Here is a 25040-nt window from a genome sequence, read left to right as displayed (position 1 = left end):
AGTCTGACACAAGCCAGCCGCTTGGCGGGCCGTAAGGAGTTGAGAGATGGAAACCGAATTCACACCATGGCTGTCGCTGGGCGGCGGCGCGATGATTGGGGTCTCGGCGGTGCTGCTGATGGCCACGAACGGGCGCATCGCGGGGATCAGCGGGCTGACCTCTCGGCTCTTCGCGCGTGACAGCGACGGCGAAGCACGGGGCGTGTCGTTTTTCTTCGTATTGGGTCTTTTGCTCGCGGCGCCGCTTTGGCTGATCACCTCGGGCGGATGGCCGCAGCAATGGGTGCCTTCGAACCCCGTCCTGATGGCGGTGGCCGGGCTGCTCGTCGGCTTTGGCGCGACCTATGGCAATGGCTGCACCTCGGGCCACGGGGTCTGCGGGATCAGCCGAGGCTCTGCGCGGTCGATCGTGGCGACAGTGACATTCATGGCGACGGCATTCGTGACCGTCTTTGTCATGCGCCATGTGATCGGAGGGTGATATGAAACAGTTCTTCGCCCTCCTCTCCGGCCTTTTGTTCGGCATCGGCCTGATCGTTTCCGGCATGGCCGACCCGGCCAAAGTGCTGAACTTCCTCGATGTTTTCGGCACATGGGATCCCAGCCTTGCCTTTGTCATGGGCGGCGCCATCGCGGTAACGGCACCGGGGTTCGCCTGGCTGTTCCGCAGCCGTCAGACCCCCTTTTTCGACCATAAATTCCGCCTTCCCACCCGCAATGATCTTGAGCCGAAACTGCTGACCGGCGCCGCGATTTTCGGCATCGGCTGGGGCTTGGGCGGCTTTTGCCCCGGCCCGGCATTGACCGCCCTGCCCATCGCGGCCAGCGGCACCTTGATCTTTGTCCCCTTCATGCTGGGCGGCATGTGGATCGCCCGGCACAGCCCTGATTTGACCTCTATAACCAAGAAAGGACCAGCCAGATGAGCGACCCTCTCAATTCACCCGTCGTGCGCCACTCCCCTTCGACCGGAGCAGGCAGCCCCGATGTCTGGGGCATCTATGAGCCTGACACCGGCTCGATCCAATACATCTGCGCCGATCCGGCAACGAAGAAGGCCGCGCTGATCGACGTGGTGTGGAACTTCGATCCGAAGAACTACAAGTTCACCACCGAAAGCATGGATCAGGTGCTTGATCTGGTGAAAGAAAACGGCCTTACCGTGGAATGGGTGCTCGACACCCACCCCCATGCGGATCACGTTATGGCCTCGGCCCAGTTGAAAGAGCGGACGGGCGCGCCCAATGCCATCGGCGCGCTGGTGCCTGAGATCGCCAAGATTTGGGCCGATCTTTACAACCTGCCCGATGCCTTTGACCCGGACCGCGATTTTGACCACCTGTTTCAGGAGGGCGAGACCTTCAAGATTGGCGAGCTTGATGCCAAGGTGATGCTGTCGCCCGGGCATACGCTGGGGTCGATCACCTATGTCTGTGGCGATGCGGCTTTTGTGCATGACACGCTGATGCAGCCCGATGCGGGCACCTCGCGGTCGGATTTCCCCGGCGGCACGACTGAAGAGTTGTGGGAGTCGATCCAAGACATCCTCGCCCTGCCCGGCGACACGCGGCTTTACATCGGCCATGACTACGGCACCGATGATCGCGATGAGCCGCAGTGGGAGGCCACGGTGGACGAGCACCGCGCCCACAACATCCACGTCAAGGATGGCACCAAGCGCGAAGATTATATCGAGCGCCGTCAGAAACGCGACGCGACCCTGTCGCTGCCCAACCGCATCCTTGCGGCATTGCAGATCAACCTGCGCGGCGGGCGGCTGCCCCCGGCGGAGGATGATGGCCATCACTACCTGAAACTGCCCGTAAACCGTTTCGACTGAGCCAACCGGGTGGCCCCTCGGGGCCGCCCCTATCTGACGGATCGCCGCCCATGCCTCTCCCTTCGCTTTCGCACTACCTGCCGATCCTCGACTGGGGACGGCGCTATGACCGTGGCCAGTTCACCGGGGATATGATCGCGGCGGTAATCGTGACGATCATGCTGATCCCGCAATCGCTGGCCTATGCTCTACTGGCGGGCATGCCGCCCGAGGCTGGCATCTACGCCTCCATCGCGCCCATCGTGCTCTACGCCATCTTCGGCACCAGCCGGGCGCTGGCGGTGGGGCCGGTGGCCGTGGTCTCGCTGATGACGGCGGCGGCGGTGGGCGAGATCGCGCAGAGCGGCACGGCGGGCTATGTCACGGCGGCGCTGACGCTGGCCTTCCTGTCGGGCGCGATGCTGCTGGCGCTTGGGCTGTTTCGGCTGGGGTTTCTGGCGAATTTTCTGTCGCACCCGGTGATCGCGGGGTTCATCACCGCCTCCGGCATCCTGATCGCCGCCAGCCAGTTGCGGCATATTCTGGGGATCGAGGCCGAGGGGCACACGCTGCCGCAGATCCTGTCCAGCCTTTGGGCGCATCTGGGGGAGGTCAATGTCATCACCCTCGGCTTGGGCGTGGCGGCGACGGGTTTCCTGTTCTGGGTCCGCGGCGGGCTGAAACCGCTGCTGCGGCGCATGGGGCTAGGGCCGCGGATGGCGGATATCGGGACCAAGACCGGGCCGGTGCTGGCGATTGTGGCGATGACGCTGGCGGTCTGGGGCTTCGATCTGGGCGCGCGGGGCGTTTCAATAGTGGGCCAAGTGCCGCAGAGCCTGCCGCCGCTCACCCTGCCCTCCTTTTCGTCCGAGCTCTTGTCGCAACTCTTCGTCCCGGCGCTGCTGATCTCCGTCATCGGCTTTGTCGAGAGCATCAGCGTGGCGCAGACCTTGGCCGCGAAGAAGCGCCAGCGGATCGACCCGGATCAGGAGTTGATCGGCCTCGGCAGCGCCAACCTTGGCGCGGCCTTTACCGGCGGCTTTCCGGTCACCGGAGGCTTCTCGCGCTCGGTGGTGAACTTCGACGCGGGCGCCGAGACCCCCGCCGCGGGCGCCTTCACTGCCGCCGGGCTGGCGCTGGCGGCGCTTTTCCTGACGCCGCTCATCCACTACCTGCCCAAGGCCACGCTGGCCGCCACGATCATCGTCGCGGTGCTGAGCCTCGTCGATTTTTCGATCCTCAAACGCGCATGGGCCTTCAGCCACGCCGATTTCGCCGCCGTCAGCGTGACGATCCTTCTGACGCTGATCTTCGGCGTCGAGGCCGGGGTGAGCGCGGGCGTCGTGACCTCGATCCTCGTGCATCTTTACAAGACCTCGCGCCCGCATATGGCCGTGGTGGGTCGGGTGCCGGGGACCGAACATTTCCGCAACGTGCTGCGTCACGAGGTCGAGACCCAGCCCCATGTGCTGAGCCTGCGGGTGGACGAGAGCCTCTATTTCCCCAACGCGCGGTTCTTGGAGGATCAACTGGCCCAATATGCCGCCGATAAGCCTGACCTGACGGATGTGGTGCTGATGTTCCCGGCGGTGAATGAAATCGACCTTTCGGCGCTGGAATCGCTTGAAGCGATCAATACCCGGCTGAAGGACGCCGACATCCGCCTGCACTTGAGCGAGGTGAAAGGCCCGGTGATGGACCGGCTGAAGCGCAGTCATTTCCTTGACGAGCTGACCGGGGAGGTCTTCCTCAGCCAGCATGAGGCGGCCTGTGCGCTGGCCGAACATCCCCGGTGACGCCGCCGAGAAAAATTCCGGGAACCGCGCGGCCCGCTGCGCGTTTGCCTGCCATGAATAAGACATTTGCCCGCGCCGCCGCCCTATCCGCCAGTATTTTCGCCACCGCTGCCAACGCCGAAGAGGTCGGCAAGGTGGATGTGGATTGGCTGGGCAATGACATCATCGTCGAAGCCGTGGCCGACCCCAAGGTGAAGGGCGTGACCTGCCATCTGGCCTTTTTCGAACGCGGGCTGATCGACCGGCTGCAAAAGGGCAATTGGTTCGAAGACCCGTCGAACTCTTCGATCTCCTGCCGCCAGACCGGCCCGATTGAGATTGGTGACATTGACCGTGGTGACGAGGGCGAAAACGTCTTTAGCGAGCGCCGCTCAATCATCTTCAAGACCTTGAAGGTCAAGCGTATTTTTGACGAAGCGAACAACACGCTGATCTACATCAGCCACAGCCAACGGGTGCAAGACGGCTCGGCCAAGACATCGATGTCGACGGTGCCCCTCTACCAGCCCGGTCAGTAGCCGAAAGCCGAGGATCGCTTAGGCAAAGCCTTGCCATTGGGGCGATCCCGCCTTGTCGGGCGACCTGCCTGCGATATGCTGCGCAAAAGGCAACAACGCAGCGACAGGCAGGTTTTATGAGACATTCACGCAGAACATTCGCATTCGGCCTTGCCGCATTGGGGCTGACCTCGGCCTGTTCGACCGGGGGCGGCACGCTGGGCCCCGCCGCGGCGGCGGGGGTGCCGGACGATCTGCGCCCGGTGCCGAACGCGGGCTATGACGCATGGGTCGGGGCTTTCAAAAACCGCGCCTCGGCGCAGGGTATTTCGGCCAGCACCTTGGCCCGCGGGTTCCGTGGCACGGGCTATCTGCCCGGCGTGGTCAAACGCGACCGCAATCAGACGGAATTCAGTCGCAGCTTGGAAGATTACCTGTCGATCGCCACCTCGGATGAGCGGGTGTCGAAGGGGCGCGCGGCCTTTGCTCGCCACCGCAGCACATTGAACGCGATTGAGGGCCGCTACGGCGTCGCGGCAGAGATCGTCGCGGCGGTCTGGGGGCTCGAGAGCTATTTCGGAGAGCGGCGCGGCAATGTGCCTGTCGTGTCGGCCACCTCGACATTGGCCTATGATGGTCGGCGCGGGCCGTTCTTTGAAAAGCAGTTGATCGCGGCGCTAAAGATCCTGCAAAACGGTGACATCACTGCCGACCGGCTGACCGGGTCTTGGGCCGGGGCCATGGGGCATACGCAGTTCATCCCCACCTCTTACCAAGCCTTCGCGGTGGATTTTACCGGCGACGGGCGGCGTGATATTTGGTCGGAAGACCCCAGCGATGCGCTGGCCTCCACCGCCGCATATCTGTCGCGCAACGGCTGGACGCGGGGGCTGAAATGGGGCGGGGAGTTGGGCAGTCTTCCTGCCAGCGCGGGGTCGGTGATCCAGCCGCAGGCGGGCGGGCCGCAGTTCGTGGTGACCAGCAACTTCCGCGCGTTGAAACGCTACAACAACTCCGACAGCTATGCGATTGGCGTGGGCCATCTGGCGGATCGGATCGCGGGCGGCGGGCCGCTGCGCGGCAGCTTCCCACCCGACGCCAATGGGCTGACCAAGGACGACCGCATCGCGCTACAGCAACGGCTGACCGCGCGGGGCTTCGATACCGATGGCGCGGATGGGGTGATCGGGCCGAACAGCCGCAAGGCGATCAGCGCCTATCAATCCAGCGTCGGCCTGCCCGCGACGGGTGAGCCTTCGGTCGAGTTGCTGCGCCGGTTGCAGTAACCGGGCCTAGCCCAGGCTGATCCCGGCTCGGTCGAGCATCCCTGCCACCTCAGCAAAAGAGGATTGCGGCGGGGTATGTTCGGCCTTGCGCTGGCTCAGGAAGGCTTCGCAAGGTCCGGCAAAAGCGATGGCGCGGTCCAACTCAGGGTTGCTGCCGGCGCGGTAGGCCCCGATGCGGATCAATTCCTCCATATCCGCGTGGGCGGCGAGCGCCTTATGGGCGGCGGTGAGCAGCGTATATTCCACATAACTGTGGCAATCCGGCAACGTCCGAGAGACGCTCGCCAGCAGGTCAATCGCCGGGTAGCGGCCCTTTTCGGCGATCTTGCGGTCAAGCACGATATGCCCATCGGTGATCCCGCGCACGGCATCGGCGATGGGGTCGTTCATATCATCGCCATCCACCAAAACGGTGAAAATCGCGGTGATATCCCCCTTGCCCACCGGCCCCGGCCCTGCACGTTCCAGCATCTGTGGAAGCTCGGAGAAAACCGTCGGCGGATAGCCCTTGGCGGTGGGCGGTTCGCGCGAGGCGAGGCCGATTTCGCGCTGCGCCATGGCGAAACGGGTGACACTGTCCATCAGCAAAAGCACATGCTGGCCCTGATCGCGGAAATGTTCGGCCACGGCCATGGCGGTCCAAGCGGCTTGGCGGCGGGTGAGCGGCGGCTCGTCCCCGGTGGCGACGACGAGAACCGCCTTCTCCATCCCCTCGGGGCCGAGGTCGGAGGCGATGAAATCCTGCACCTCGCGTCCGCGTTCGCCGACCAGTGCCATGACCACCACATCGCAGTCGGTATAGCGGGCCAGCATGGCCATCAGCGTCGATTTACCCACACCAGAGCCCGCAAAAATGCCCAAGCGCTGGCCCTGACAAAGCGGCGTGAAAACATCCAGCGCGCGGACATGGGTCGCGAGTTTCGGGCCGATGCGCTTGCGGTCGAAAGCCCCCGGCGGGGCGGCGCGCAGCGGGCGGGGGTCGTTGCCCTCGGGCAGATGCCCTTTTCCGTCGAGCGGCGTGGCCGAGGCGCTGATCACCCGGCCCTTCCAGCTTTCATCGGGGCGGATCACATCGCGGCCAATCGCGACCTCGACCCGGTCGCCCGCCGCCACCCCGCGCCATGAGCCGAAGGGGAGCAATTCGGTGCCGTGACTGCCCAGCCCCACCACCTCGGCATGGACCGGCCCGTCGGAGCCATGCACGATGCAGCGCTCGCCGATGCCCAAGACCCGCTCCAACCCCACGGCGGTTAGGGTGATGCCGGTGATCGCGCGCACTTCGCCGGTGATCTCGGCCTCGCCTGCCTCGCGGGCGAAACTGGTCAGCTCGGAAAAGAGTGTCTGCATGGATAAATTTCCTCTAGGAGCGCGGGGCAATATTTACTATACAAGGATTAAACAGGCTATAGGCAAAAAAATGAACTTGTCTAATCTTTCTATTCTTGGACTCGCGTCGGACCGGATGCAGTGGCTTTCGGCCCGGCAGAAGGTTGTTTCTGAAAACGTCGCCAATGCCTCGACCCCGAACTACAAGGCGCGCGACGTATCGTCCTTTGAATCGATGCTCAGCGGAGAGTTGTCGCGCGATACCGGGCTGGTGACCACACATGACAAACACTTCACCGGTGTCGCCCATGGCACGCCCGGCGTGCGCGAAGTGACGGATGGCCACGCCAAGGGCACCACTTTGGATGGCAATACCGTGAACCTTGAAGAACAGGCCGTGAAGGCCGCCGAGATCGGCGATCACTACAGGTTGGCCGCACAGCTTTACCGCAAAAGCTATGACATGCTGACCATGGCCGTCACCGGAAACAGGTAAGGAAAGCCCATGGATCCGCTTCAGTCCATCGCCAAAATCGCCGCCAGCGGGATGACCGCGCAGACCGCGCGTTTGCGGGTGATCTCGGAAAACGTGGCCAATGCCGATTCAACGGGCACCACGCCCGGCGCCGATCCGTTCCGGCGCAAGACCATCAGTTTCTCAGAGTTGATCGACCGCAATGGCGGCGGCTCCTTGGTGGAGGTCGACCGTATCGGGCGCGACCAATCCCCCTTTCGCCGCGATTATGACCCGGCGCATCCTGCGGCGGATGAAACCGGCTATGTCAAACGCCCCAATGTCGATCCGATCATCGAGATGGCCAACATGCGCGAAGCCTCGCGCAACTACGAGGCCAATATGAACATGTTCGAGTCAGGCCGCCGGATGCGCGGTCAGATGCTCGACCTGCTGAAGTGAGGCTGACCTGAGATGAGCGATCCCGCCTCCCTGATCTCGACCGCCGCGGTTCGCGGTGCCTATCGCACCTCGCAATCGCTGACGGCGCAAAAGGGCGAAGCCATCGCCGAAGAGGCAGGCGCCAGCGCCAATAGTTTCACCAATATGGTGCAGCAAGCCTCGGAAAGCGCGCTGGAAACGGTGCGCGAGGGCGAAGCCGTGGCCCAAGCCGGGCTGCGCGGTGAGGCGGATACCCAGCAGGTGGTCGAAGCCATGCTGGCGATGGAATCCACCGTCAAAGTGGCCGTGTCTGTGCGCGACCGCTTTGTCGAAGCCTATCAGGAAATTCTGCGGATGCCGATCTAGGCCATGACCGAAACCCAGACCTATGACATCATCTCTGCTACCGTCTGGGCCGTGCTTCTGGCCTCGGGTCCGGTGTTGGGGGTGGCGCTGGCAATTGGTCTGGTGATCGCGTTCTTCCAAGCGCTCACGCAGATTCAGGAAATGACGCTGACCTTCGTGCCCAAGATCGTGATGATCTTTGTCACCCTACTGGCGGCGACGCCATTTATGTATGCCACGCTGAAGAACCTGTCGGATACGATTTTCGACCTCGTGCAGAACGGTGGGCTGTGAGGGTGTTTTGGCATATGGCCCGCGCGGCACTTTTGGGCGCCGCGCTCGCCTCCCCCACCCTCGCGCAAGGCTGGGGGTCTTTCTATGAGCCGTCGCGCAAGGACAAGGTGACGCAGACCGCGCGCACGCTTGCCGCCAAGGGCGGGCCAGAGGGGGTCTGCATCCGCGAGATCCTCGCCGCCCAAACCCGGCATGGCATCCCCGACAATCTGCTGCTGGCCATCGGCCTGCAAGAGGCGGGCACCCGCCGCAACGGGCATTTCACGGTCTGGCCCTATGCGGTCAACGCCGCGGGCGAAGGGCGGCTGTTCGACAGCCGCACTGCCGCGCTGGATTGGATTGCAGAGCGGCAGGCGAGCGGCATCCGCTCTATCGACGTGGGCTGTATGCAGATCAACTTGCGCTGGCACCCGGATGCCTTTGACAGCCCCGCCCAAGGGTTCGATCCGCGGGTGAATGTGGATTACGCGGCGCGCTTTCTCAAGCGGTTGCACCGGCGCACAGGCAGTTGGCTACAGGCGGCGGGGTCGTATCATTCCTTTGAGCCGGAATACCGCGACACCTACCTCGACCGGCTGCAAAAGAACATTTCCGCCGCCAATGCGCGGCTGCCGGAGTTTCAGGCGCTGGCCAGTGCCAGCCCGGCGGCGGCCCCTGCCCGCCCGCGCAAAACGGCGCGGCGCGAGGCGGGCCGCTATGACAGGCTGACGGCCAAGGCTACATGGGGCGCACAGATCGGCGGGGCGGCGAACGCGCGGCGCTCGCTTTACTCGGCGCATGAGATGCAGCCGGTCCTGCCGCAGTTTACCACCGTCCCGGCGGAGGATGCGGGATGAGCGCGAAACCCAATACCCTTCTGCCGCAACTCAGCATGTTTGGCGCCAATAAGGACGTGAGCTTTGCCGTTGGCATGGCGTTGGTGCTGGCGGTGCTGTTCCTGCCGCTGCCGCCGATCCTGCTGGATTTCGGGCTGGCGCTGTCGCTGTCGCTCTCGGTGCTGATCTTCATGGTGGCGCTTTGGATCCCCTCCCCCTTGCAGTTCAACTCTTTCCCGACGCTGCTGCTCGTCACCACCATGCTAAGGCTGTCGCTCAACGTGGCCTCGACCCGGCTGATCCTCAGCGAAGGCCATGCGGGGATGCATGCGGCGGGGGATGTGATTCAAGGGTTCTCCAAGTTCATCGTGGCGGGGAATTTCGTCATCGGCGTGGTGATCTTTGCCATCCTCGTGATCATCAACTTCGTCGTGATTACAAAGGGGTCGACCCGCATCGCCGAGGTCGCCGCGCGGTTCTCGCTGGATGCGATGCCGGGCAAGCAGATGGCGATCGACGCCGATATGGGCGCGGGGCTGATCGACGAGGATGAGGCCCGCCGCCGCCGCAAGGAGCTTGAGGACGAAAGCGCTTTCTTCGGCGCGATGGACGGTGCCTCGAAATTCGTGCGCGGTGATGCGGTCGCGGGGCTGATCATCACGCTGATCAATGTGATCGGCGGCATCCTCATCGGCGTTGTGCAGCGCGGCATGGGCGTGGGCGATGCCTTCAACGTCTTTACCTCGCTAACCATCGGCGACGGGCTGGTGAGCCAAATTCCGGCGCTTGTCGTCTCGCTCGCCGCCGGTCTGATCGTGACCAAGGGCGGCACGCGGGGGGCGGCCAATGAGGCGGTGTTCGATCAGCTTTCAAACTTCCCCAAGGCGCTTTACATGGCGGCTCTGCTGCTGTTCGGCATCGGTCTTTTGCCCGGCTTCCCGCTGCTGGTCTTTGCCCTTCTGGCCGCGGCCATGGTGGGCTTGGGGCTGGTGATCCAGCGCGGCGCGGCAGAGGCGGCAGAGGCCAAGGCGAAGGCCGATGCCGAGGCGCAGAAAAAGCAGGAGATGCCGGAGGTCGACAACAATCCGATGCATCTGGATGAGCTGCGGCTGGTGCTGGGCGAAGGGTTGGTGGCGCTGGCCAACCGCCCCGACGCGGTACTGCCGAGCAAGATCAAATCCCTGCGCAAGCATTTTGCCGAGGAATTCGGCTTTCCCATGCCCTCGGTGCGGATCAAGGATGACGTGAGCCTGCCGATCAACAGCTACGCCTTCCAAATCCACGGCGTCGACGCGGCCAAGGGTGACATCCGCGCCAATCAGATGATGGTCATCAACCCCGAAGGCGCGCCGCTGCAACTGCCGGGTGAGGCCACGCGCGAGCCGACCTTTGGGCTGGATGCGCTTTGGGTCGACAGCAAGGTCGCCGATCAGGCCGAGGCGCAGGGCTATACGGTGGTGGACCCGGAAAGCGTGATCACCACCCATCTGACCGAAGTCGTCAAAGAGAACATGTCGGAACTGCTGACCTATGGCGCAGCGAAGGAGGCGATCGAGGGGTTGGACCGGAACTATCAAAAGCTGGTCAACGATCTGCCTGTCCCCTCCCCCGCGATTCTGGTGCAGCAGGTCTTGCAGGAACTGCTGCTTGAACGCGTCTCGATCCGCAATCTGCCGCTGATCGTCGAGGCGATGGCCGAGGCGACGCGCCAGACCTCCAAGCCCGCGCTGGTGCTGGAGAATGTGCGCCGCCGCCTGTCGAGCCAGATTTGCCAAGGGCTGGCCGATGGGCAGGGCTTCGTGCCGGTCATCACCCTATCGCCCTCATGGGAGGCGGAGTTCATCGAGGCGGTCAAGATCGTGGGCGAGGACCGCACCTTTGTCATGTCGCCCAAACGGGTGCAGGAATTCGTGCTGCAAGCGCGCCAGCAGATCCAGCGCTTCGCCTCAGAGGACAGTTGGCCCGCGCTGATGGTCAACCCCGAGGCGCGGTCCTATGTGCGCTCCATGCTGGAACGGGTCAGCCCGATGACGCCGGTGATCTCCAACGCCGAGATCCATCGCAAGGTATCCCTGCGGACCGTCGCCACCATCGGGGGCTAGGGATGGACCTCTCGGCCCTCCTGACCGATGCCCTGATGGGGTATTTCGTCGTTTTTGCCCGGATCGGCAGCGCGCTTGTGTTCATGCCGGGGTTCGGGGAGACCTCGGTGCCGATGCGGCATCGGTTGTTCTTTGGTCTGATCCTGAGCGCCGCGCTCTATCCCGTGACCGGCCTCGGCCCCGTCGCCGAGGATCGCCCCGGTGCCCTGTTGTTGATCTTTGGCTCTGAGATCACCGTGGGGCTTTGGATCGGGCTGGTCGCGCGCACGCTGCTTTCGGCGCTGCAATTCGCGGGCTATCAGATGGCACTGATGTCGGGGCTGGCCAACGCTTTGGCCCCGAACATCGGCGCCTTCGAGGGGGCGACCTCTATGGCGGCGATGCTGCTGATCGGGGCCACGGCGCTGATCTTCATCACCGACCTGCACCACCTCATCATTGAATCGCTGCTGATGTCCTATCAGGTCTTCGTGCCCGGCACCTTTATGCTGGCCGATCTGACCGACCAATTCGCGCGGGCGACGCAGGTGAGCCTCTACCTCGGCCTGTCAATCGCAGCCCCCTTCTATGTCGCCGGTCTGGTGCTGAACGTCGGGATGGGGCTGGCCAACCGCATGATGGCGAGCCTTCAGGTCTTCTTTATCGCCCAGCCCCTGCTGATCGCCGCCGGGCTGGCCTTGATGGTGCTGGCGGTTCCGACCATGATGCGCGGGTTTCTTGAGCCTTTCGCGAATTGGCTCACCACCTACGGATTCTAGCCCATGTCGGAAGAGGACAAGAGCAGTAAGACCGAAGAGCCGACGGAGAAAAAGCTCCGAGACGCGCGCAAGAAAGGCGACGTGCCGCAATCGCGTGAGACCGGCACGGCGATGCTGGTCTTTGCCCTGCTGATGATCCTGATCTTCGTGCTGCCCGCCTCGATCGACGGTATCGTGGCGGCGCTGCAAAGCCCCCTTTTGGGGGCGGGTGTCACCGCCATCGGCACCGGCGGCACTGGTGTTGCAGAAGCGGGCCAGGTGTTGAAATCGCTCGGCTTTACGCTGGGGCTGGCGATGATGCCGGTGGTGGGGATCATGGTGCTGGCAGCCCTTTTCGGCGTGTTAATCCAAGGCGAGACTGTCGTCTCGGCCGAGCGGATCAAACCGAAGTTCTCCAAGCTGAACCCGCTGTCGGGGTTCAAACGGCTGTTCTCGGCCGAGGCTTTTGTCGAATTTGCCAAGAATACGGCCAAGGTGCTGGTGATCGGTTTCATCACCGTCTGGGCCGTGCGTGACATCGCGCAGTCACTGGGCCAGACGCAGGCTTTCATCCCCGAGACGCTGCTGCAAGCGACCCTGCAAAAGGTGCGCTGGATTTTTCTGGTCACCACCGTGCTTCTGGTGCCCATCGCCATCGCCGACATCATCTGGAAGCGGGCGCAGTGGAAAAAGAAACAGATGATGAGCCTCAAGGAAATCCGCGACGAGCATAAGGACAGCGAGGGTGATCCGCAGATCAAGGGCCGCCGCGCCGAATTGCGCCGCGCCCGCGCCCGTCAGCGCATCGCGCAGGCCATCCCCAATGCCAGCGTGATCCTGACCAACCCGACCCATTACGCCGTGGCGCTGAAATATGAACAGGGCGTCGATGATGTGCCGGTCTGCGTGGCCAAAGGGGCCGATGTCATGGCCCACCGCATCCGCGAGTTGGCCAAGGAACACGACATTCCGATGATCGAGAACCGTCCGTTGGCCCGCGCCCTCCACGCGGCGGTAGAGGTCGACGACCACATTCCGATGGAACATTGGCAAGCCGTGGCCGAGATCATCGGCTTTGTCATGGACCTGCGCCGCAACGTGCGCCGCAAGCCCCCTGCGGGGTCGTCGATCCGCGAAGAGTGATGCGCGTGCTTAGCGCAGGCGCAGCCCTTCGAGATTGCGGTCGGCGGGGAGTTTGGAGCGTTCCAGCAGGATTTTCGTGATCAACCGCGCCCGGACAAGGCTGAACGATCCCATGATCTGCGCCGCGTCCCGTTCGGGCATGGCACCGATGACCTGCACGGCGGTCTCCACGTCGATCTCATCCATGATGCCCGCCGCCACCTGCGGCTTCATGTTCCGGTAAAGTTCGACCAGTTTGGTCATGTCCTGATTGTTCGCCTCTTCGATCACCTTGAGCTGCGCGCCGATCTCGTCGCGCAGGCTGGCGAGGCGGGTCTGTTCGGCCTTGAGGCTCTGTTCGGCCAGCGCAAGCTTGGCTTCACGGTCGGCAATCGTGTCGCGTTGCTCTTTCAGCAGCGCCCGCTCTTCGGCGATGGCTTCGGCAATCAGATGGCTCGGCTCGCACATGCCGCTCTCGCCCGGGGCGCTGGCGTCATAGCTGGGTGGCGCGGGGGCGGCGGCAAGCTCAACAGGGACCGGGGGCGTGTCATCGGGGGTTTCGGCGATGGCCATCATCGGCATGAACTCAACCGTGAGTTTGAGCACACCAGCCACGCCAAGGCCAAAAAGCGCGATCTTGGGCAGGGAAATACGGCTCATTCCTTACGCTCCTTGGTGATGTCGAAAAAGGTGCGGACCAGTTCGGACTTGCCCTGTACCGCCGCTTGGCCCCGGACCTGCGCACGGCCCTTGAGCCGCGCGGCGCGCATCTGGGCCGGGTTCTGGCCCGCCGGGGCAGGCTCGGGCGCGGCTTGACGGGGCGCCGTGGCCTCGCGTTGCACCGGCGGCTCGGGGCGCTGTACCTTGGTGCTGAGGTCACGCAGGTCTTCGACCGATTTCGCCGATTGATCGACCGCGTTGGAAAAGGCCCCGACCATCGGCTCCATCTCTTTCAGGGTCGCCATCAAGGCGCGAACGCGGCGGTCGAGGATAAAGGCATAGACCAGCGTGCCGACCAGCAGCACGATGATGAGGATATCAATCAAGGCCGGCATCATCGTCGCTGTCCTCCTGATTTTCCTTAGGGAGCAGGGATTGGATCACCCGCAGCGCCAAGGCGCCATTGCTGCGCTGGCCAAAGGCCGCTTGAAACATCGGCTGGGCGTTCACCATGCCGACCACGGGGGTATCGACGGTCATGCCCAGATCGATCACCTGACCGGGCTTCCATTCCAGCACCTCATGCAGCGGGATCGTCACCTGCTGTAGCACGCCGGTGATGGTGACCGTGGTACTGGAGATCTGGCTGTTCATATCCTTGCGCGCGTTGCTGTCGGTGGGCGAGCGCCCGCCAAGGAAAGGCTGCGCAAGCTGGGCGCTGACCTCATCCAGCGTGCCATAGGGCAAGACCAGCGCCATATGGCCGCTGCGGTCTTCGAATTGCATATGCAAGCGGACCAGCACCGTCGCCGTGCGCGGCGCGGCCAGCATGACCGACCGGGGGTTGGATTCGAGCGATTGAATGTCGAATTGCACCGGGCTGACATCCTGCAGGCAATGCGCCAAACCTTTGAGCGATAGTTCCGCCAGCCTGCGGCCCAGTTTCTGCTCAATCGCGGTCAAACCGCGGGGTTTCCACTGCTGGCTGGTGGCGCGGCGGCCACCCAGCATGATCTCGAGCACCGAAAACAGCAGGTCAGGCTCGACCACACAGGCGATCTGGCTGCCCCAGCTTTCCGCATTGGCAATGGCGATGAGCGAGGGCGACTGGATGCTCTCCATCGCGTCCTCATAGGGCATGTATTCGAGCGAGCTCAGCTCGATCTCGGGGGCGACGGTGCAATAGGATTTGAGGTCGGGCACCAGCGCCAGCAGCAGACGGTCGATGATGATCTCAAGCGTGGGCAGGCGCTGGAAGCTTTCCCGCGCCTGACGGATCATCGTCTCTTCGAGGCTCAGCGCATCGGGGGAGGCCGCTATCGTCATTGCACCACCATATCGGCAATCAGGATTTCATGCGGCGCGTCGGTGTGCCCCACCGCCCGCGCCCGGCGCAGCAGTTCGGTCTTTAGCATCGCCAGCCCATAGCTGCCCGACAGATCGCTGACATGCAACTGGCGCAGGAAATCTTGGAAACTGTCGCGCAGGTAAATCTCACGCGCGACCAGACGCTCTGCGCCCTCGGCGGTTTCGTCATAGACCATCAGCATGTTGAGCTTGAGAAAGCGGCTGGTCTGCCCGCCCTGCGGGCCGGTGTCGGTGACGTTCACGATGATCTCAGGAAAAGGCATGACCGGCATTTTGACTTCGGTCTTGGGCTTTGCGCCGTGGCCGTCTTCGCCGCCCTTCTCGCCGTGATCGCTCTCAGCCGTCTCAACGGTCTCTTCGGCGGTTTCCTCCCCCCCCAGCCCGGCCATTTCAAGCAACCCCGAAGGCCCGATGGCCAGCGTGACCCCACCCAGACCCGCAAGAAGGCAGAGCAAGACGACAGCAAGGATAGCGAGAGGTTTTTTCATTCTTTCACTCTTAATCGGATCCCGCGCGAAGCGCCACATGCAAGAACAAATACATATTCAAACAAGCTTTATTGCAACAGAAACCTGTTTATTTTTCGGATCGGCCAAGTATAAATCGATATATGCTTGCATAGTGAGGGCCGAGTGGAGAATGCTCGGGCCATACAACCGAGTGAGGGGCCGTGAATCAGATCGTTGAAAACCTTAAGGATTTGGGTCCAAAGCGGCTGGCTCTTCTTGGCGGCATCGGTCTGGCGATCACCGCGGCCATCTTCATCGGCGCGCGGACCATCCTCGCCCCTACCTATGTCCCGGTTTACAGCCAGTTAAGCCCCGGCACCGCCTCGCAGATGATGCAGACGCTGGAACAGGCGGGGCTGACGGTCGATCTGTCGCGCAACGGCGATACCATCTCGGTCGCCGAGACCGACATCGCCCGCGCCCGCATGGCGTTGGCCGATGCAGGGCTGCCCGGCGAAGGCGTCCCGGGGTGGGAGATTTTCGACAATATGTCCGGCATGGGGATGAACTCCTTCATGCAAAAGGTGAACCGCCTGCGCGCGCTGGAAGGGGAGCTTGCCCGGTCGATCCAGACGATCAGCGGCATCAAAGCCGCGCGGGTGCATCTGGTGCTGCCCGAACGCGCCGCCTTTTCGCGCAGCCGAGCCGAGGCCAGCGGCTCGGTCATCGTGCGGTCGCAGGCCAATACCAGCATGACGCGCCGTCAGGCGCAGGCGATCCAAGCGCTGGTCGCCTCAGCCGTGGCGGATTTGGAAGCGCAGAACGTGACCGTCCTCTCGGCCTCCGGCGAGACGATCCTGGCCAAGGATGAGGGCGGCAGCTCCGACTTCTCGCTGCAGGGGCAGCGCAGCATGATCGAAGAGCAACTGGCGCAAAAGGTTGAATCGATCCTCAACGCCCGGGTTGGGCCGGGCAATGCCCGCGTGCGGGTCAGCGTCGATCTGACCACCGAGCGCGAAGTGCGTGTCTCGCGCAGCTTCGATCCCGCCCAGCAGGTCGCCCGGTCGATCGAGACCCGCGTGCGCAACTCGAATGAGACTGACCCGGCGGCGGCCACGGTGGATGTGGCCAACAACATTCCCGATGAGCTGCGCGACGATGCGGGCGGGGCGGCAGGCCAGTCCACCCGTTCGGAAAACGATGAGATCATCAACTACGAGATCGGCTCGGTTCAGAGCGAATTGGTGCGCGAGCCGGGCGATATTGAGCGTATCTCGGTCGCGGTGCTGGTCAACGGCAGCTACGGCACCCTGCCCGATGGCTCCGAAGGCTATATCGAGCGCAGCCCCGAGGAGATGGCGCGTCTGACGCAGCTGGTCAGCACGGCCATCGGCTTTGATCAGGCCCGGGGCGATCAGGTGCAGGTCGACAGTCTGCAATTCCTCGATTTCGATTCCGAGTTCAGCAACCCCGCCAGCCGTGGCTTGGGCGCGGTGCTGGCCGATAACGCCATGACCATCCTGCGCTCGCTCTTCGCCTTGGCGCTGGTGGCGATCATCATGGTGCTGGGCGCCCGCCCCCTGCGCATGGTGCTGGATGCCACCCTGCCCCAGCCCGCGCTGGCCGGTGCCGGGGCCGATGCGGCGCTGCTGGACGGCCCCGAGGAAGACAACGCGCCCAAGGCGCTGACCGGCGGCACCCAGAAAGAGACGCCGCAAAACCGCCTGCCCACCCCGGCGGGGGCGCAGACCGGTGCGGTGCTTGGCCCGATGGATGAAATGCCCCGCGACATGGTGCATCTCGCCTCGGTCGAGGGGGCGGTTCAGCACAGCCAATTGCGCGCCGTGGCCGAGCTGGCCGAGGACAACACTGATGACGCCCTGCGCGTTCTGGGCGAATGGCTGTCGGAAGGGGATGATTTGTGATCACGAGCCTCAAGCTTCAGAACTTCGACGAAGACGGCAAGAGCAAGCCGCAAGACCCGGCGCTGCCCACCCCGGAAGAGATCGAAGCGAAAATCAAGAAGGCCCATAAGCAGGGCCATATCGAAGGCTATCTGGCCGGGGCCGATGCGGGCCGCGCCGAGATGCATCAGACCATGCAGGCCGAACATGCCGCCATGGCCGAAAAGCTCGCGCAGGAACTGGCGCGGCTGGCACAGGCGATGCAGGCCCATCAAGAAGCGCTGATGGCGCAGATCGTGGGCTTTACCCTGCAAACCTGCGAGATCGTCCTGCCCGAGGTGATCGAACGGCTTTCAACCGCGCGGGTGAAAAAGACCGTGACCCAATCGCTGAAAATGGCCATCGGGTCGAGCCATATCAAAGTGCGCCTGTCGCCCGCCACGCTGGATCAGATCGGCCCCGAGCTGCGGCAACGGGCGGTCTATTACAAATGCGACAGGGTGCTGGACCTGCGGGCCGATCCCGAACTGCCCGATGGCGATGCGCGCATGGAATGGGACCACGGCAACCTTGATTACGGGTTCAAAAAGATTTGCGACCGCCTGCTCGCCGAATTGCGCGACACCCATGCGCGGGCGCTGAAAGCACAAAAGGAGAAGGACGGAAATGGACAAGCCTGACCTGCAATCCCCCCAAGACGACAACAACGCCACAGACGGCAAAGCGCCTGACGCCACGCCAGAGCAGCCGCGCGCCGATGCCTTTGGCAACGCCGCCAGCGCGGGCGGCGATGATGCGGGCGTCTTCCCGCAGCTTGACACCGAAGACTCGCGCAACGCGCTGGCCCCCCGCCCCGATGCGGGCGGCGCGGGCATCAACGCGATGCTGAACGTCGGCCTCGATGTGCAGATCGTGCTGGGCCAAGCCCGTATGCCGATTTCGCGCCTGCTGGAACTCACCCGCGGCTCTATCGTGGAGTTGAACCGCAAGATCGGTGCACCGGTGGACCTTATGGTCTCGGACCGTCTGGTGGCGCGCGGTGATCTCGTGAAGGTCGGTGAAGACCGGCTTGGCGTCTCCCTGACCCAGATCGTCAAGGACTATGTCCCTGACTGACCGCCCCTCTCTGCGCAGCTATGCGTCGGGCCGGATGGGCCTTGCCCTGCTGGTGCTTCTCGCCAGCGGCGGCATGGCCGTGGCCCAAGATGGCGGATTTCTCAGCACGCTTTCGGATGTGATTGGTGACACCGCGCCGGGCAGTGATGAGAACGCCAATCTTTCGGGGCGGATCGTCCAGTTCATCGCGCTGGTCACCGTGCTCAGCATCGCGCCGGGGCTTTTGGTGGTGATGACCAGCTTCACCCGCTTTGTCATTGTCCTGTCGATGCTGCGCTCGGCCCTTGGGCTGAACCAGACCCCGCCCAATATCGTGCTGACCTCGCTGGCGCTGTTCATGACCTTCTTCGTCATGCAGCCGGTGTTTGAGGACGCCTATGAGGCCGGGGTTGAGCCGCTGTTGGAAAACGCCATCGCCGAGGAACAGGCGCTGGAGCGGATCGCCGCGCCCTTCAAGACCTTCATGTATGTCAACACGCGGCCCGAAGACTACGCCCTGTTCCTGCGCATCGCGCCTGCGGATGAGGAGGCCGAAGAAAGCCCCCTGCCCGCCTCGGCGGAAGAGGCCACTTTCCGCCATCTGGTGCCCGCCTTCATGATCTCGGAACTGCGCCGCGCCTTTACCATCGGTTTTCTGATCTACCTGCCCTTCGTCGCCATCGACCTTATCGTCGCCTCGGTCTTGATGAGCGCGGGCATGATGATGCTGCCCCCGGTACTCATCTCCTTGCCGTTCAAGGTGATTTTCTTTGTGCTGATCGACGGTTGGTACATGCTGGCCGGGTCTCTGATCGAAAGCTATGTGCCGCTTGCCGGTGGCTGACCTGCTCTGAAAGGATTTCTCCATGTCGACCAATGCCCTTTCCAAATCCCGCAGAAAGCCCATCACGGTGGAGGATCTGAACGGTCCGACCAAGGCGGCCATCACCTTTCTCTGCCTCGGCGAGCAGACCGGATCGAAACTGATGCAAAAGCTTGGCACCGCCGAGATCGAGCGTATCACCAGCGCCATGAGCCGCCTTGGCCCGATCCCGGCAGAGGTGGTGGAACATGTGCTCAAAGAGTTCACCCAAAAGGTCGTCAGCGGCACCGGTTCGGTCGTGGGGTCGCTGTCGACGGCGGAATCCATGCTGCGCAAATTCATGCCCGAAGAGCAGGTGAGCAGCATCATGGAAGGCCTCAAGAACAGCGAGCGGGAGAACGCCATGTGGCGCGGCTTTGGTGCGCTGGATGAGACGGTGATCGCCAATTACCTCAAGGGCGAGCATGACCAAACCGCCGCGGCGATCCTCAACAACGTCGACACCGGCGTAGCCGCCAAGGTGCTGCCGCTGCTGGGTCCTGAGCGGATGCAGGACATCGCCGAGCGCATGATCGCGATGGAGGCCGTGCCATTGCATATGATGCAGCAGATCGAAGAGACGCTGAAACAGGATATCCTGTCGAATGCGATGCATACCAATTCGGTCGAGACGCATCAGCGCATGGCGGATCTGTTCAACCAGTTGGATGTGCAGGCCTTTGATGAGCTTTCCGGCGCGCTGGACGCGCGTATTCCGGACGCTTTCCAAGCCATCAAACAGCGCATGTTCGTCTTTGACGACCTGTTCAAACTGCCGATGCAGGACTTGGCGCAGGTAATGCGCGGGCTCGATGGGGCGACCCTACCGATGGCGATGCGCGGCGCCAAGAAAGAGCAGCGCGATCACCTGATGGAATGCCTGCCGCAACGCTCGCGTCAGATGCTGATGGACGAGATGGCCGCCACCGGCCCGGTCCGGGGCCGCGACGTGCGCGCGGCACAGGCCGCCATGGTGGAATATGCTAAGAGCCTTGCCGATCAAGGGGTGATCGAATTGCCCTCGGCCGCCGATGACGACGAATTCATCGAGTAAAGGGGGTCAGCGGTAGACGCTCGACGCGCTATAGCCGCCGGTGATCGTGGGGATGTCGATGGTCGCTGCCGTAAAGCTGCCGCCCTGCCCGATCGAGACAGCCCCCTGCATCAGCGAAAGCACCGTGCTCGACGACGAAGAGACACCTTCGACCGCATCGTAAATCGCCGAGAACCGCGAGACGAGCTTGTCGACCTCCGCCGGGTCTTGCAGCTTTTCGATGTCGAACTTCTGCTCAAAAAGCGCGATCTGACGGTCGAGATCGACTTGAATCGCCTCATCCGGCACACCAAGGGCGCGGCGCATGAATTTGCCGAGGTCTTCGTCCTTCAGCACGTCGAGCCATGAGTCGATCTCAGCGGCCTTAGCTTTAAACTCCAAGGCGATCCGCGCGCCTTCGTTGTCCTCTCCGGCCTCGTTCAGCACGAAACGTTCTTTGAAACGCTCGATCATCTCGGCCTGCCAATCGACCTTATCAAGGTTCTCGCTGCTGCCCCCTCCGGGCGTGAAGCCCAAAGTGAGATACATGTCGCGAATCTTGGGGTCGCTGAGGCGGTTCACCAGCGCGGAACTGTCGGTGATATCGCTTTCCAACGTCTTGCGGATCATCGCCTTGCCAAAGATCTGATCTTCGAGGTCGAAGGCCCGCATGACGAAAGTATAGACTTCCGTATCGGCAATCAGTTCCTGCGGGGAAGAGATGCTGCCGATACGCTCTTCAAAGGCTTCGATCTGCCGGGCGTTCAGGGCGTTGCTGGCGGCAAGGTCGAGCTGTTTGTCGCGCGTTGCGTCAAACAGTTTGACCGCCACCTGCGTGCCCATGCCGCCCAGCGAAATCATGCGTGCGCGGCCTCATGGCTAGAGGCGGGCGGCACCGGGCGAAGCTGCATGAGTTCGGTCTCGTATTTGAGCACCGCGCGCAGCTCGCTCATTGCTTTGTAGAAATCGGCCATGGAGACGAAATTCGCCGCTTCCATGATCCGGGCGCGCATGTCTGCGCCAAAGCAACAGGCCAGATCGGCCAAGCCCTGCTGGATCATCGGCATGATTTGGTCGCGGGTGTCGGGACGGATCAGCGCAGTCTGCACCAAGAAGTAGACCTTGGAGACGGGCGTGGATTCCGCGTCCGGCTTCAGCAGATCGGATTCGCGCACGATGTCGGCGCGATTCTCGACCGTCAGCGCTTGGCGGCGGTCGCCGTTGCGGATGACGCAGCCGTTCACGACCACACGTTCGCGGGGGCGGAGGGTGAGTTTCAGCATCTTACACCTCCTGCATCTGCGGGGCGGCCTGCCCGGCCAGACCGGCGGCGATATTGCCGTTGATCTCGACAAGACCCGCCAAACGGCCTTCGCCTGCCATCAGCGCGGTGCTATGACGGTCCACCCAAAGCGCGATGGAAATGAGCGAGGCTTTCAGCCCGTCAGGCATCTTGTTTTCCGGCTCAGACAGGTCAAAGCGCAGAGCCGACCAGAACCGTTGATTTTCATAGATCGCGTCGCGCAGACCGGAGGCGAGGATGTTCAACCGCTCGCTCTTGTCGTCTGTCGCATCAAAGCCCTGGCCCTTCTCGGCAAGGTCATGTGTGACGCGGCTCAGGATGCGGCGCTCGATCTGCCGCGGGGTTTCGCTTTCGCGAATTGTTCGTTTGTATGCTGCCAGCCCCATAGGAATTCTTCCTTGTTTTTATCGTTTGCTGCCTGCCAACCGCAAATTCTGAGGCGGTTGGATCGGGGCGAGAGCACTAGGCTCTGGCCCCGAAAACCCTAATCCTTAACGGAACAGGCTCAGGATGTTCTGCGGTGCCTGGTTTGCGATCGACAGGGACTGCGATGCCAGCTGCTGCTGAACCTGAAGCGCCTGAAGACGGGCGGCTTCTTCTTCCATGTTGGCGTCAACCATCGCGCCAACGCCGGAGTCGAGGTTGTCGGAGAGCTTGGTCAGGAACTCTTGCTGGTTTTCGATAGATTTTTCAGCAACGCCCAAAGTGGTTTCTGCCGAGACCGAACGAGCCAGCAGACCTTGAGCCTCTTCCAGCGTATTCTCCAGATATGTTTGCTTTGCGGCATCTGTCGTCAGCGCGTCGTAGTTCGTCTTCAAGTTATCCGAGATAGCTTTGAATTCGTTATGGATTTCTTTCAGATCCACACCCGAAACTGTCATGTTCGTGGTGGCAAAGGTGTCGTTCAAACGGCTAATGCCGGTTACAACGGTAAGGCTGCGTTCACCATTGGTCGTTGCAGCATCGGTGGTGATAGCACCGGTCGTGCCGTCAACAACCGCAGTTGTCGCGATGGTGTCGCCTGCTGCTACCAGATCGTCACCGTTAAAAGTTGATTGGCTGATAGAAGTGCCCATTTGCTTAACGATTTCGGCCAGTTCGGTCGAGATGTCGTCAATAGTGGCATCGCCACTCTGCGCAAAGGCCACACGCTCCGAGAATTGGTTGGCCAAGTCTTTTACGCTTTCCGCGCCCACACGCGCCGTGGCCAGCGAGTTCTTGGTCAGGGTCAGGCTCTCGTTTACGGCTTTGGTCATGCCGCTGTCGCCCTTCATCGTTTCGGAGATGGCGAAGTATGCGGCGTTGTCTTTGGCCGAGCCGACCTTCAGGCCGGTCGAGATACGGTCCTGCGTTTGATTCAGACTCGAATTGACGCTCCGCAGAGTCGACAGAGCGTTCATTGCGGATGTGTTTGTGTTGATCGAAGACATATTCTTATTCCAGACTATTCTAGTTCGTTATGTCGTCTTTCTGACAACTGCGGGGCGAACCCGCTTGATTACGTTTTTACGCGAAAAACTGGCAACATTGAGGCAATTCAGAAACTTTTGTCCACGGTTGTCATCAGTGTTGCGCGGTTGTCACGTTTCGCACCGCTTCGGCCGTAAATGCCTGCAATGCTGTGCTTTTCCCGGATTTGGGAAACCTGTGAGATCATCTCTGACGCGGCTTGGCGGGCCAATTGCAGGTGGTGATGATCGCGCGCGATCAGATCTTTCAGATCGCGCAATTTATCTTTGCTGACCGCCTCGGGATCTTGGCTGAGTTGCTCTTCCAGCACGGCGGTGAGTCGGGCCTTTTCGCTGGCGAATTCGACCAGTTGATTGAACGCCCCGCCCTCGACTGCGGCGATTTCGCGGCGCAGCAGATTGCCCAAAGCGTCAACGGCGGCGAGTGCTTTGCGCGGATCGCTCATCGGTTGGCCCCCGTTTGATAGCGCTGCATGGCGGTCTCAATTGTGCGGGCGATTCCGGTGCTGTTCTGCTCGGCGATGCTTTCGCCAATCGCGTTGGACAGAAAGCTGCGCCAAGTCTCTTCGGCATGCCCCCCGCCGAAGCTGCCGATGTCCACGGTCGAGAGCATTTCATCGACCATTTGCCCGAGGAACATGGCCTCGAACTCCTGCGCCTTTTCGGCGGTGACGGCATCGGCCTGCGGTGCTGCCGGTTTGGCCGCCGGGGTCGGCGCGGGGATTGGGAAAGATGCGAATTCCAAGACCTGCCCCTAGATGATCTCAAGGTCGGCATGCAGAGCGCCCGCCGCCTTGATGGCTTGAAGGATTGAAATCGTCTCGGTCGCGCCGACGCCGATGGCGTTCAGCCCATCGACCAGCCGTTGCAGGCTGACTGACCCGTCGATGACGGCGAATTTCGCGTCTTTCTCTTCCACGCCGACCGAAGAGTTCGGGACCACTACGGTGGTCCCGCCGATGGACAGCGATTCGGGCTGGCTGACGTTGAAATCATCGCGGACGGTGACGGTCAGCCCGCCTTGGCTAACCGCGACGCGGTCTATGCGGACATTGGCGCCGATGACGATGGTGCCTGAACGCGCGTCGATCACCACTTTGGCGGCCTGATCAGGCTGGACTTGCAGCGGTTCGATCAGGGCCATCGTCTCCATCAGCGATCCCTTGCCGTAGGCCGACACGGTGATGGTGCGCGAATCGATGGCCTTGGCGACCGGACCCATGGCTTGGTTGATCGCGGCCTCGACCCGCTGTGCGGTGACGAAATCGGCGTTGCGCAGGGCCAGTTTGATGCTGTTCATTTCGCTAAAGTCGAAGTCAACCTCACGCTCGACGATGGCGCCATTGTCGATCCGCGCGCCCGTGGGCACGCCTTCGACGATGGAGGCGTTCAGCCCCTGTGCGGCGAAGCCGGCGACGGCGATCGGGCCTTGGGCCACGGCGTAGATCTCACCATCGGCCGCGGTCAGCGGGGTGACGATCAGCGTGCCGCCGCGCAGCGATGACGCATCACCCAAGGAGGAGACCACCACGTCGATGGTGCTACCGGCCCGCGCGAAGGGCGGCAGGGAGGCGGTGACCATGACGGCGGCGGTATTGGCCGTGCGCATCTGATCTTCGGTCAGGTTGCCGATGCCGAGCCGCTCTAGCATGCCTTCGATGGCGCGTTCGGTGAAAGGCGCGTTGCGCAGGCTGTCGCCCGTGCCGTTCAGCCCCACGACCAGCCCGTAGCCGACCAATTGGTTCGACCGCACTCCCTCGACGGTGACGATATCCTTGATCCGCACCTGTGCTGCCGCCGGCGCGGCGAGCGCGAAGGTGAGGCCGATCAGCAAGAGTTTAAACAAGGCGTTCATGGGGCGGT

Annotated in this window: 31 protein-coding genes; 19 read left to right on the top strand and 12 right to left on the bottom strand. The window is 62.6% G+C overall.

Annotation, left to right across the window (positions count from 1 at the left end; all coding sequences use genetic code 11):
* The first annotated feature begins 46 nt into the window (after window positions 1-46).
* The 6 genes from FCK22_RS10420 (at window position 47) to FCK22_RS10395 (ending at window position 5398) form a co-directional block, all read left to right on the top strand.
* Entirely contained in the window at window positions 47-481 is a 435-nt protein-coding gene (locus FCK22_RS10420; RefSeq protein ID WP_067261018.1) for a YeeE/YedE family protein, read from the top strand.
* A gap of 1 nt (window position 482) precedes the next feature.
* Complete coding sequence (locus FCK22_RS10415; RefSeq protein ID WP_067261020.1) at window positions 483-926, top strand: YeeE/YedE family protein; 444 nt, start codon at window positions 483-485, stop codon at window positions 924-926.
* Complete coding sequence (locus FCK22_RS10410) at window positions 923-1840, top strand: MBL fold metallo-hydrolase (RefSeq protein WP_067261021.1); 918 nt, start codon at window positions 923-925, stop codon at window positions 1838-1840. Before FCK22_RS10415 ends, FCK22_RS10410 begins: the two co-directional genes overlap by 4 nt.
* Before the next feature lie 50 nt (window positions 1841-1890).
* A complete protein-coding gene (gene sulP, locus FCK22_RS10405) occupies window positions 1891-3615 on the top strand; it encodes a sulfate permease (protein WP_067261023.1) in 1725 nt (574 codons plus the stop codon).
* A 53-nt stretch (window positions 3616-3668) separates the two neighbouring features.
* Window positions 3669-4133: a CreA family protein gene (locus FCK22_RS10400; protein WP_067261025.1), complete on the top strand. Its 465-nt coding sequence runs from the start codon at window positions 3669-3671 to the stop codon at window positions 4131-4133.
* Between the two features lie 116 nt (window positions 4134-4249).
* Entirely contained in the window at window positions 4250-5398 is a 1149-nt protein-coding gene (locus FCK22_RS10395; RefSeq protein ID WP_067261026.1) for a lytic murein transglycosylase, read from the top strand.
* A gap of 6 nt (window positions 5399-5404) precedes the next feature.
* Here the strand turns inward: FCK22_RS10395 and FCK22_RS10390 are convergent, their stop codons facing one another.
* Window positions 5405-6745, bottom strand: coding sequence for a FliI/YscN family ATPase (locus FCK22_RS10390; protein ID WP_067261028.1), 1341 nt, complete (start codon window positions 6743-6745; stop codon window positions 5405-5407).
* Window positions 6746-6815: 70 nt separating this feature from the next.
* On the opposite strand from FCK22_RS10390, the gene flgB reads away from it, so the two are divergent.
* The 8 genes from flgB to flhB are packed head-to-tail and all read left to right on the top strand — an operon-like array spanning window position 6816 to window position 13055.
* Entirely contained in the window at window positions 6816-7220 is a 405-nt protein-coding gene (flgB, locus tag FCK22_RS10385; RefSeq protein WP_067261029.1) for a flagellar basal body rod protein FlgB, read from the top strand.
* Window positions 7221-7229: 9 nt separating this feature from the next.
* Window positions 7230-7640 (top strand): flagellar basal body rod protein FlgC, encoded by a 411-nt coding sequence (gene flgC, locus FCK22_RS10380; RefSeq protein WP_067261031.1) that lies wholly within the window; start codon window positions 7230-7232, stop codon window positions 7638-7640.
* Between the two features lie 12 nt (window positions 7641-7652).
* Window positions 7653-7985, top strand: coding sequence for a flagellar hook-basal body complex protein FliE (locus FCK22_RS10375; RefSeq protein WP_067261033.1), 333 nt, complete (start codon window positions 7653-7655; stop codon window positions 7983-7985).
* Window positions 7986-7988: 3 nt separating this feature from the next.
* Window positions 7989-8258, top strand: coding sequence for a flagellar biosynthesis protein FliQ (fliQ, locus tag FCK22_RS10370; RefSeq protein WP_067261035.1), 270 nt, complete (start codon window positions 7989-7991; stop codon window positions 8256-8258).
* Between the two features lie 14 nt (window positions 8259-8272).
* Window positions 8273-9094 carry a lytic transglycosylase domain-containing protein gene (locus FCK22_RS10365; RefSeq protein ID WP_231886261.1) on the top strand — a complete coding sequence of 274 codons (822 nt, stop codon included), beginning with the start codon at window positions 8273-8275 and terminating at the stop codon, window positions 9092-9094.
* Complete coding sequence (gene flhA, locus FCK22_RS10360) at window positions 9091-11175, top strand: flagellar biosynthesis protein FlhA (RefSeq protein ID WP_067261039.1); 2085 nt, start codon at window positions 9091-9093, stop codon at window positions 11173-11175. Before FCK22_RS10365 ends, flhA begins: the two co-directional genes overlap by 4 nt.
* Before the next feature lie 2 nt (window positions 11176-11177).
* Window positions 11178-11933 (top strand): flagellar biosynthetic protein FliR, encoded by a 756-nt coding sequence (locus FCK22_RS10355; RefSeq protein WP_067261040.1) that lies wholly within the window; start codon window positions 11178-11180, stop codon window positions 11931-11933.
* A gap of 3 nt (window positions 11934-11936) precedes the next feature.
* Window positions 11937-13055 carry a flagellar biosynthesis protein FlhB gene (flhB, locus tag FCK22_RS10350; protein WP_067261042.1) on the top strand — a complete coding sequence of 373 codons (1119 nt, stop codon included), beginning with the start codon at window positions 11937-11939 and terminating at the stop codon, window positions 13053-13055.
* A 9-nt stretch (window positions 13056-13064) separates the two neighbouring features.
* Here the strand turns inward: flhB and FCK22_RS10345 are convergent, their stop codons facing one another.
* The 4 genes from FCK22_RS10345 to FCK22_RS10330 are packed head-to-tail and all read right to left on the bottom strand — an operon-like array spanning window position 13065 to window position 15550.
* Window positions 13065-13694: a hypothetical protein gene (locus tag FCK22_RS10345; protein WP_067261044.1), complete on the bottom strand. Its 630-nt coding sequence runs from the start codon at window positions 13692-13694 to the stop codon at window positions 13065-13067.
* Window positions 13691-14092 carry a hypothetical protein gene (locus tag FCK22_RS10340; RefSeq protein ID WP_082851920.1) on the bottom strand — a complete coding sequence of 134 codons (402 nt, stop codon included), beginning with the start codon at window positions 14090-14092 and terminating at the stop codon, window positions 13691-13693. The genes FCK22_RS10345 and FCK22_RS10340 overlap by 4 nt, the downstream gene beginning before the upstream one ends.
* The gene (locus FCK22_RS10335) at window positions 14073-15020 is read right to left on the bottom strand and encodes a FliM/FliN family flagellar motor switch protein (RefSeq protein ID WP_067261046.1); all 948 of its coding nucleotides are present in this window, start codon (window positions 15018-15020) and stop codon (window positions 14073-14075) included. The genes FCK22_RS10340 and FCK22_RS10335 overlap by 20 nt, the downstream gene beginning before the upstream one ends.
* On the bottom strand, window positions 15017-15550 hold the full coding sequence (locus tag FCK22_RS10330; protein WP_231886262.1) for a flagellar basal body-associated FliL family protein: 534 nt from the start codon (window positions 15548-15550) through the stop codon (window positions 15017-15019). Before FCK22_RS10330 ends, FCK22_RS10335 begins: the two co-directional genes overlap by 4 nt.
* Window positions 15551-15732: 182 nt before the next feature.
* On the opposite strand from FCK22_RS10330, the gene fliF reads away from it, so the two are divergent.
* The 5 genes from fliF to FCK22_RS10305 are packed head-to-tail and all read left to right on the top strand — an operon-like array spanning window position 15733 to window position 20426.
* The gene (gene fliF, locus FCK22_RS10325) at window positions 15733-17436 is read left to right on the top strand and encodes a flagellar basal-body MS-ring/collar protein FliF (protein WP_082852070.1); all 1704 of its coding nucleotides are present in this window, start codon (window positions 15733-15735) and stop codon (window positions 17434-17436) included.
* Window positions 17433-18095 carry a FliH/SctL family protein gene (locus FCK22_RS10320; RefSeq protein ID WP_136720409.1) on the top strand — a complete coding sequence of 221 codons (663 nt, stop codon included), beginning with the start codon at window positions 17433-17435 and terminating at the stop codon, window positions 18093-18095. The genes fliF and FCK22_RS10320 overlap by 4 nt, the downstream gene beginning before the upstream one ends.
* Window positions 18082-18531 (top strand): FliM/FliN family flagellar motor switch protein, encoded by a 450-nt coding sequence (locus tag FCK22_RS10315; RefSeq protein WP_082851984.1) that lies wholly within the window; start codon window positions 18082-18084, stop codon window positions 18529-18531. The genes FCK22_RS10320 and FCK22_RS10315 overlap by 14 nt, the downstream gene beginning before the upstream one ends.
* Window positions 18518-19354: a flagellar type III secretion system pore protein FliP gene (gene fliP, locus FCK22_RS10310; protein ID WP_067262357.1), complete on the top strand. Its 837-nt coding sequence runs from the start codon at window positions 18518-18520 to the stop codon at window positions 19352-19354. The genes FCK22_RS10315 and fliP overlap by 14 nt, the downstream gene beginning before the upstream one ends.
* A gap of 22 nt (window positions 19355-19376) precedes the next feature.
* Complete coding sequence (locus FCK22_RS10305; RefSeq protein WP_067262359.1) at window positions 19377-20426, top strand: flagellar motor switch protein FliG; 1050 nt, start codon at window positions 19377-19379, stop codon at window positions 20424-20426.
* Window positions 20427-20432: 6 nt separating this feature from the next.
* Here FCK22_RS10305 and FCK22_RS10300 read toward each other — a convergent pair whose 3' ends face one another.
* From FCK22_RS10300 to FCK22_RS10270, 7 genes are all read right to left on the bottom strand, one after another.
* On the bottom strand, window positions 20433-21266 hold the full coding sequence (locus tag FCK22_RS10300; RefSeq protein ID WP_067262362.1) for a DUF1217 domain-containing protein: 834 nt from the start codon (window positions 21264-21266) through the stop codon (window positions 20433-20435).
* Window positions 21263-21688 carry a flagellar biosynthesis repressor FlbT gene (locus tag FCK22_RS10295; protein ID WP_067262365.1) on the bottom strand — a complete coding sequence of 142 codons (426 nt, stop codon included), beginning with the start codon at window positions 21686-21688 and terminating at the stop codon, window positions 21263-21265. The genes FCK22_RS10300 and FCK22_RS10295 overlap by 4 nt, the downstream gene beginning before the upstream one ends.
* Window position 21689: 1 nt before the next feature.
* The gene (flaF, locus tag FCK22_RS10290) at window positions 21690-22094 is read right to left on the bottom strand and encodes a flagellar biosynthesis regulator FlaF (protein WP_067262368.1); all 405 of its coding nucleotides are present in this window, start codon (window positions 22092-22094) and stop codon (window positions 21690-21692) included.
* 105 nt (window positions 22095-22199) lie between these two features.
* The gene (locus FCK22_RS10285) at window positions 22200-23138 is read right to left on the bottom strand and encodes a flagellin (RefSeq protein WP_067262370.1); all 939 of its coding nucleotides are present in this window, start codon (window positions 23136-23138) and stop codon (window positions 22200-22202) included.
* A 107-nt stretch (window positions 23139-23245) separates the two neighbouring features.
* Window positions 23246-23584 carry a hypothetical protein gene (locus FCK22_RS10280; protein ID WP_156505629.1) on the bottom strand — a complete coding sequence of 113 codons (339 nt, stop codon included), beginning with the start codon at window positions 23582-23584 and terminating at the stop codon, window positions 23246-23248.
* A gap of 35 nt (window positions 23585-23619) precedes the next feature.
* The gene (locus FCK22_RS10275) at window positions 23620-23922 is read right to left on the bottom strand and encodes a rod-binding protein (protein WP_067262376.1); all 303 of its coding nucleotides are present in this window, start codon (window positions 23920-23922) and stop codon (window positions 23620-23622) included.
* A gap of 9 nt (window positions 23923-23931) precedes the next feature.
* On the bottom strand, window positions 23932-25032 hold the full coding sequence (locus tag FCK22_RS10270) for a flagellar basal body P-ring protein FlgI (RefSeq protein ID WP_067262378.1): 1101 nt from the start codon (window positions 25030-25032) through the stop codon (window positions 23932-23934).
* Window positions 25033-25040 lie beyond the last annotated feature (8 nt).

Origin of the sequence: Sulfitobacter sp. 15WGC (assembly GCF_005068605.1) — a bacterium.
Taxonomy (GTDB): Bacteria; Pseudomonadota; Alphaproteobacteria; order Rhodobacterales; family Rhodobacteraceae; genus Sulfitobacter; species Sulfitobacter faviae.
This window is presented reverse-complemented; position numbering and strand designations above follow the sequence as displayed.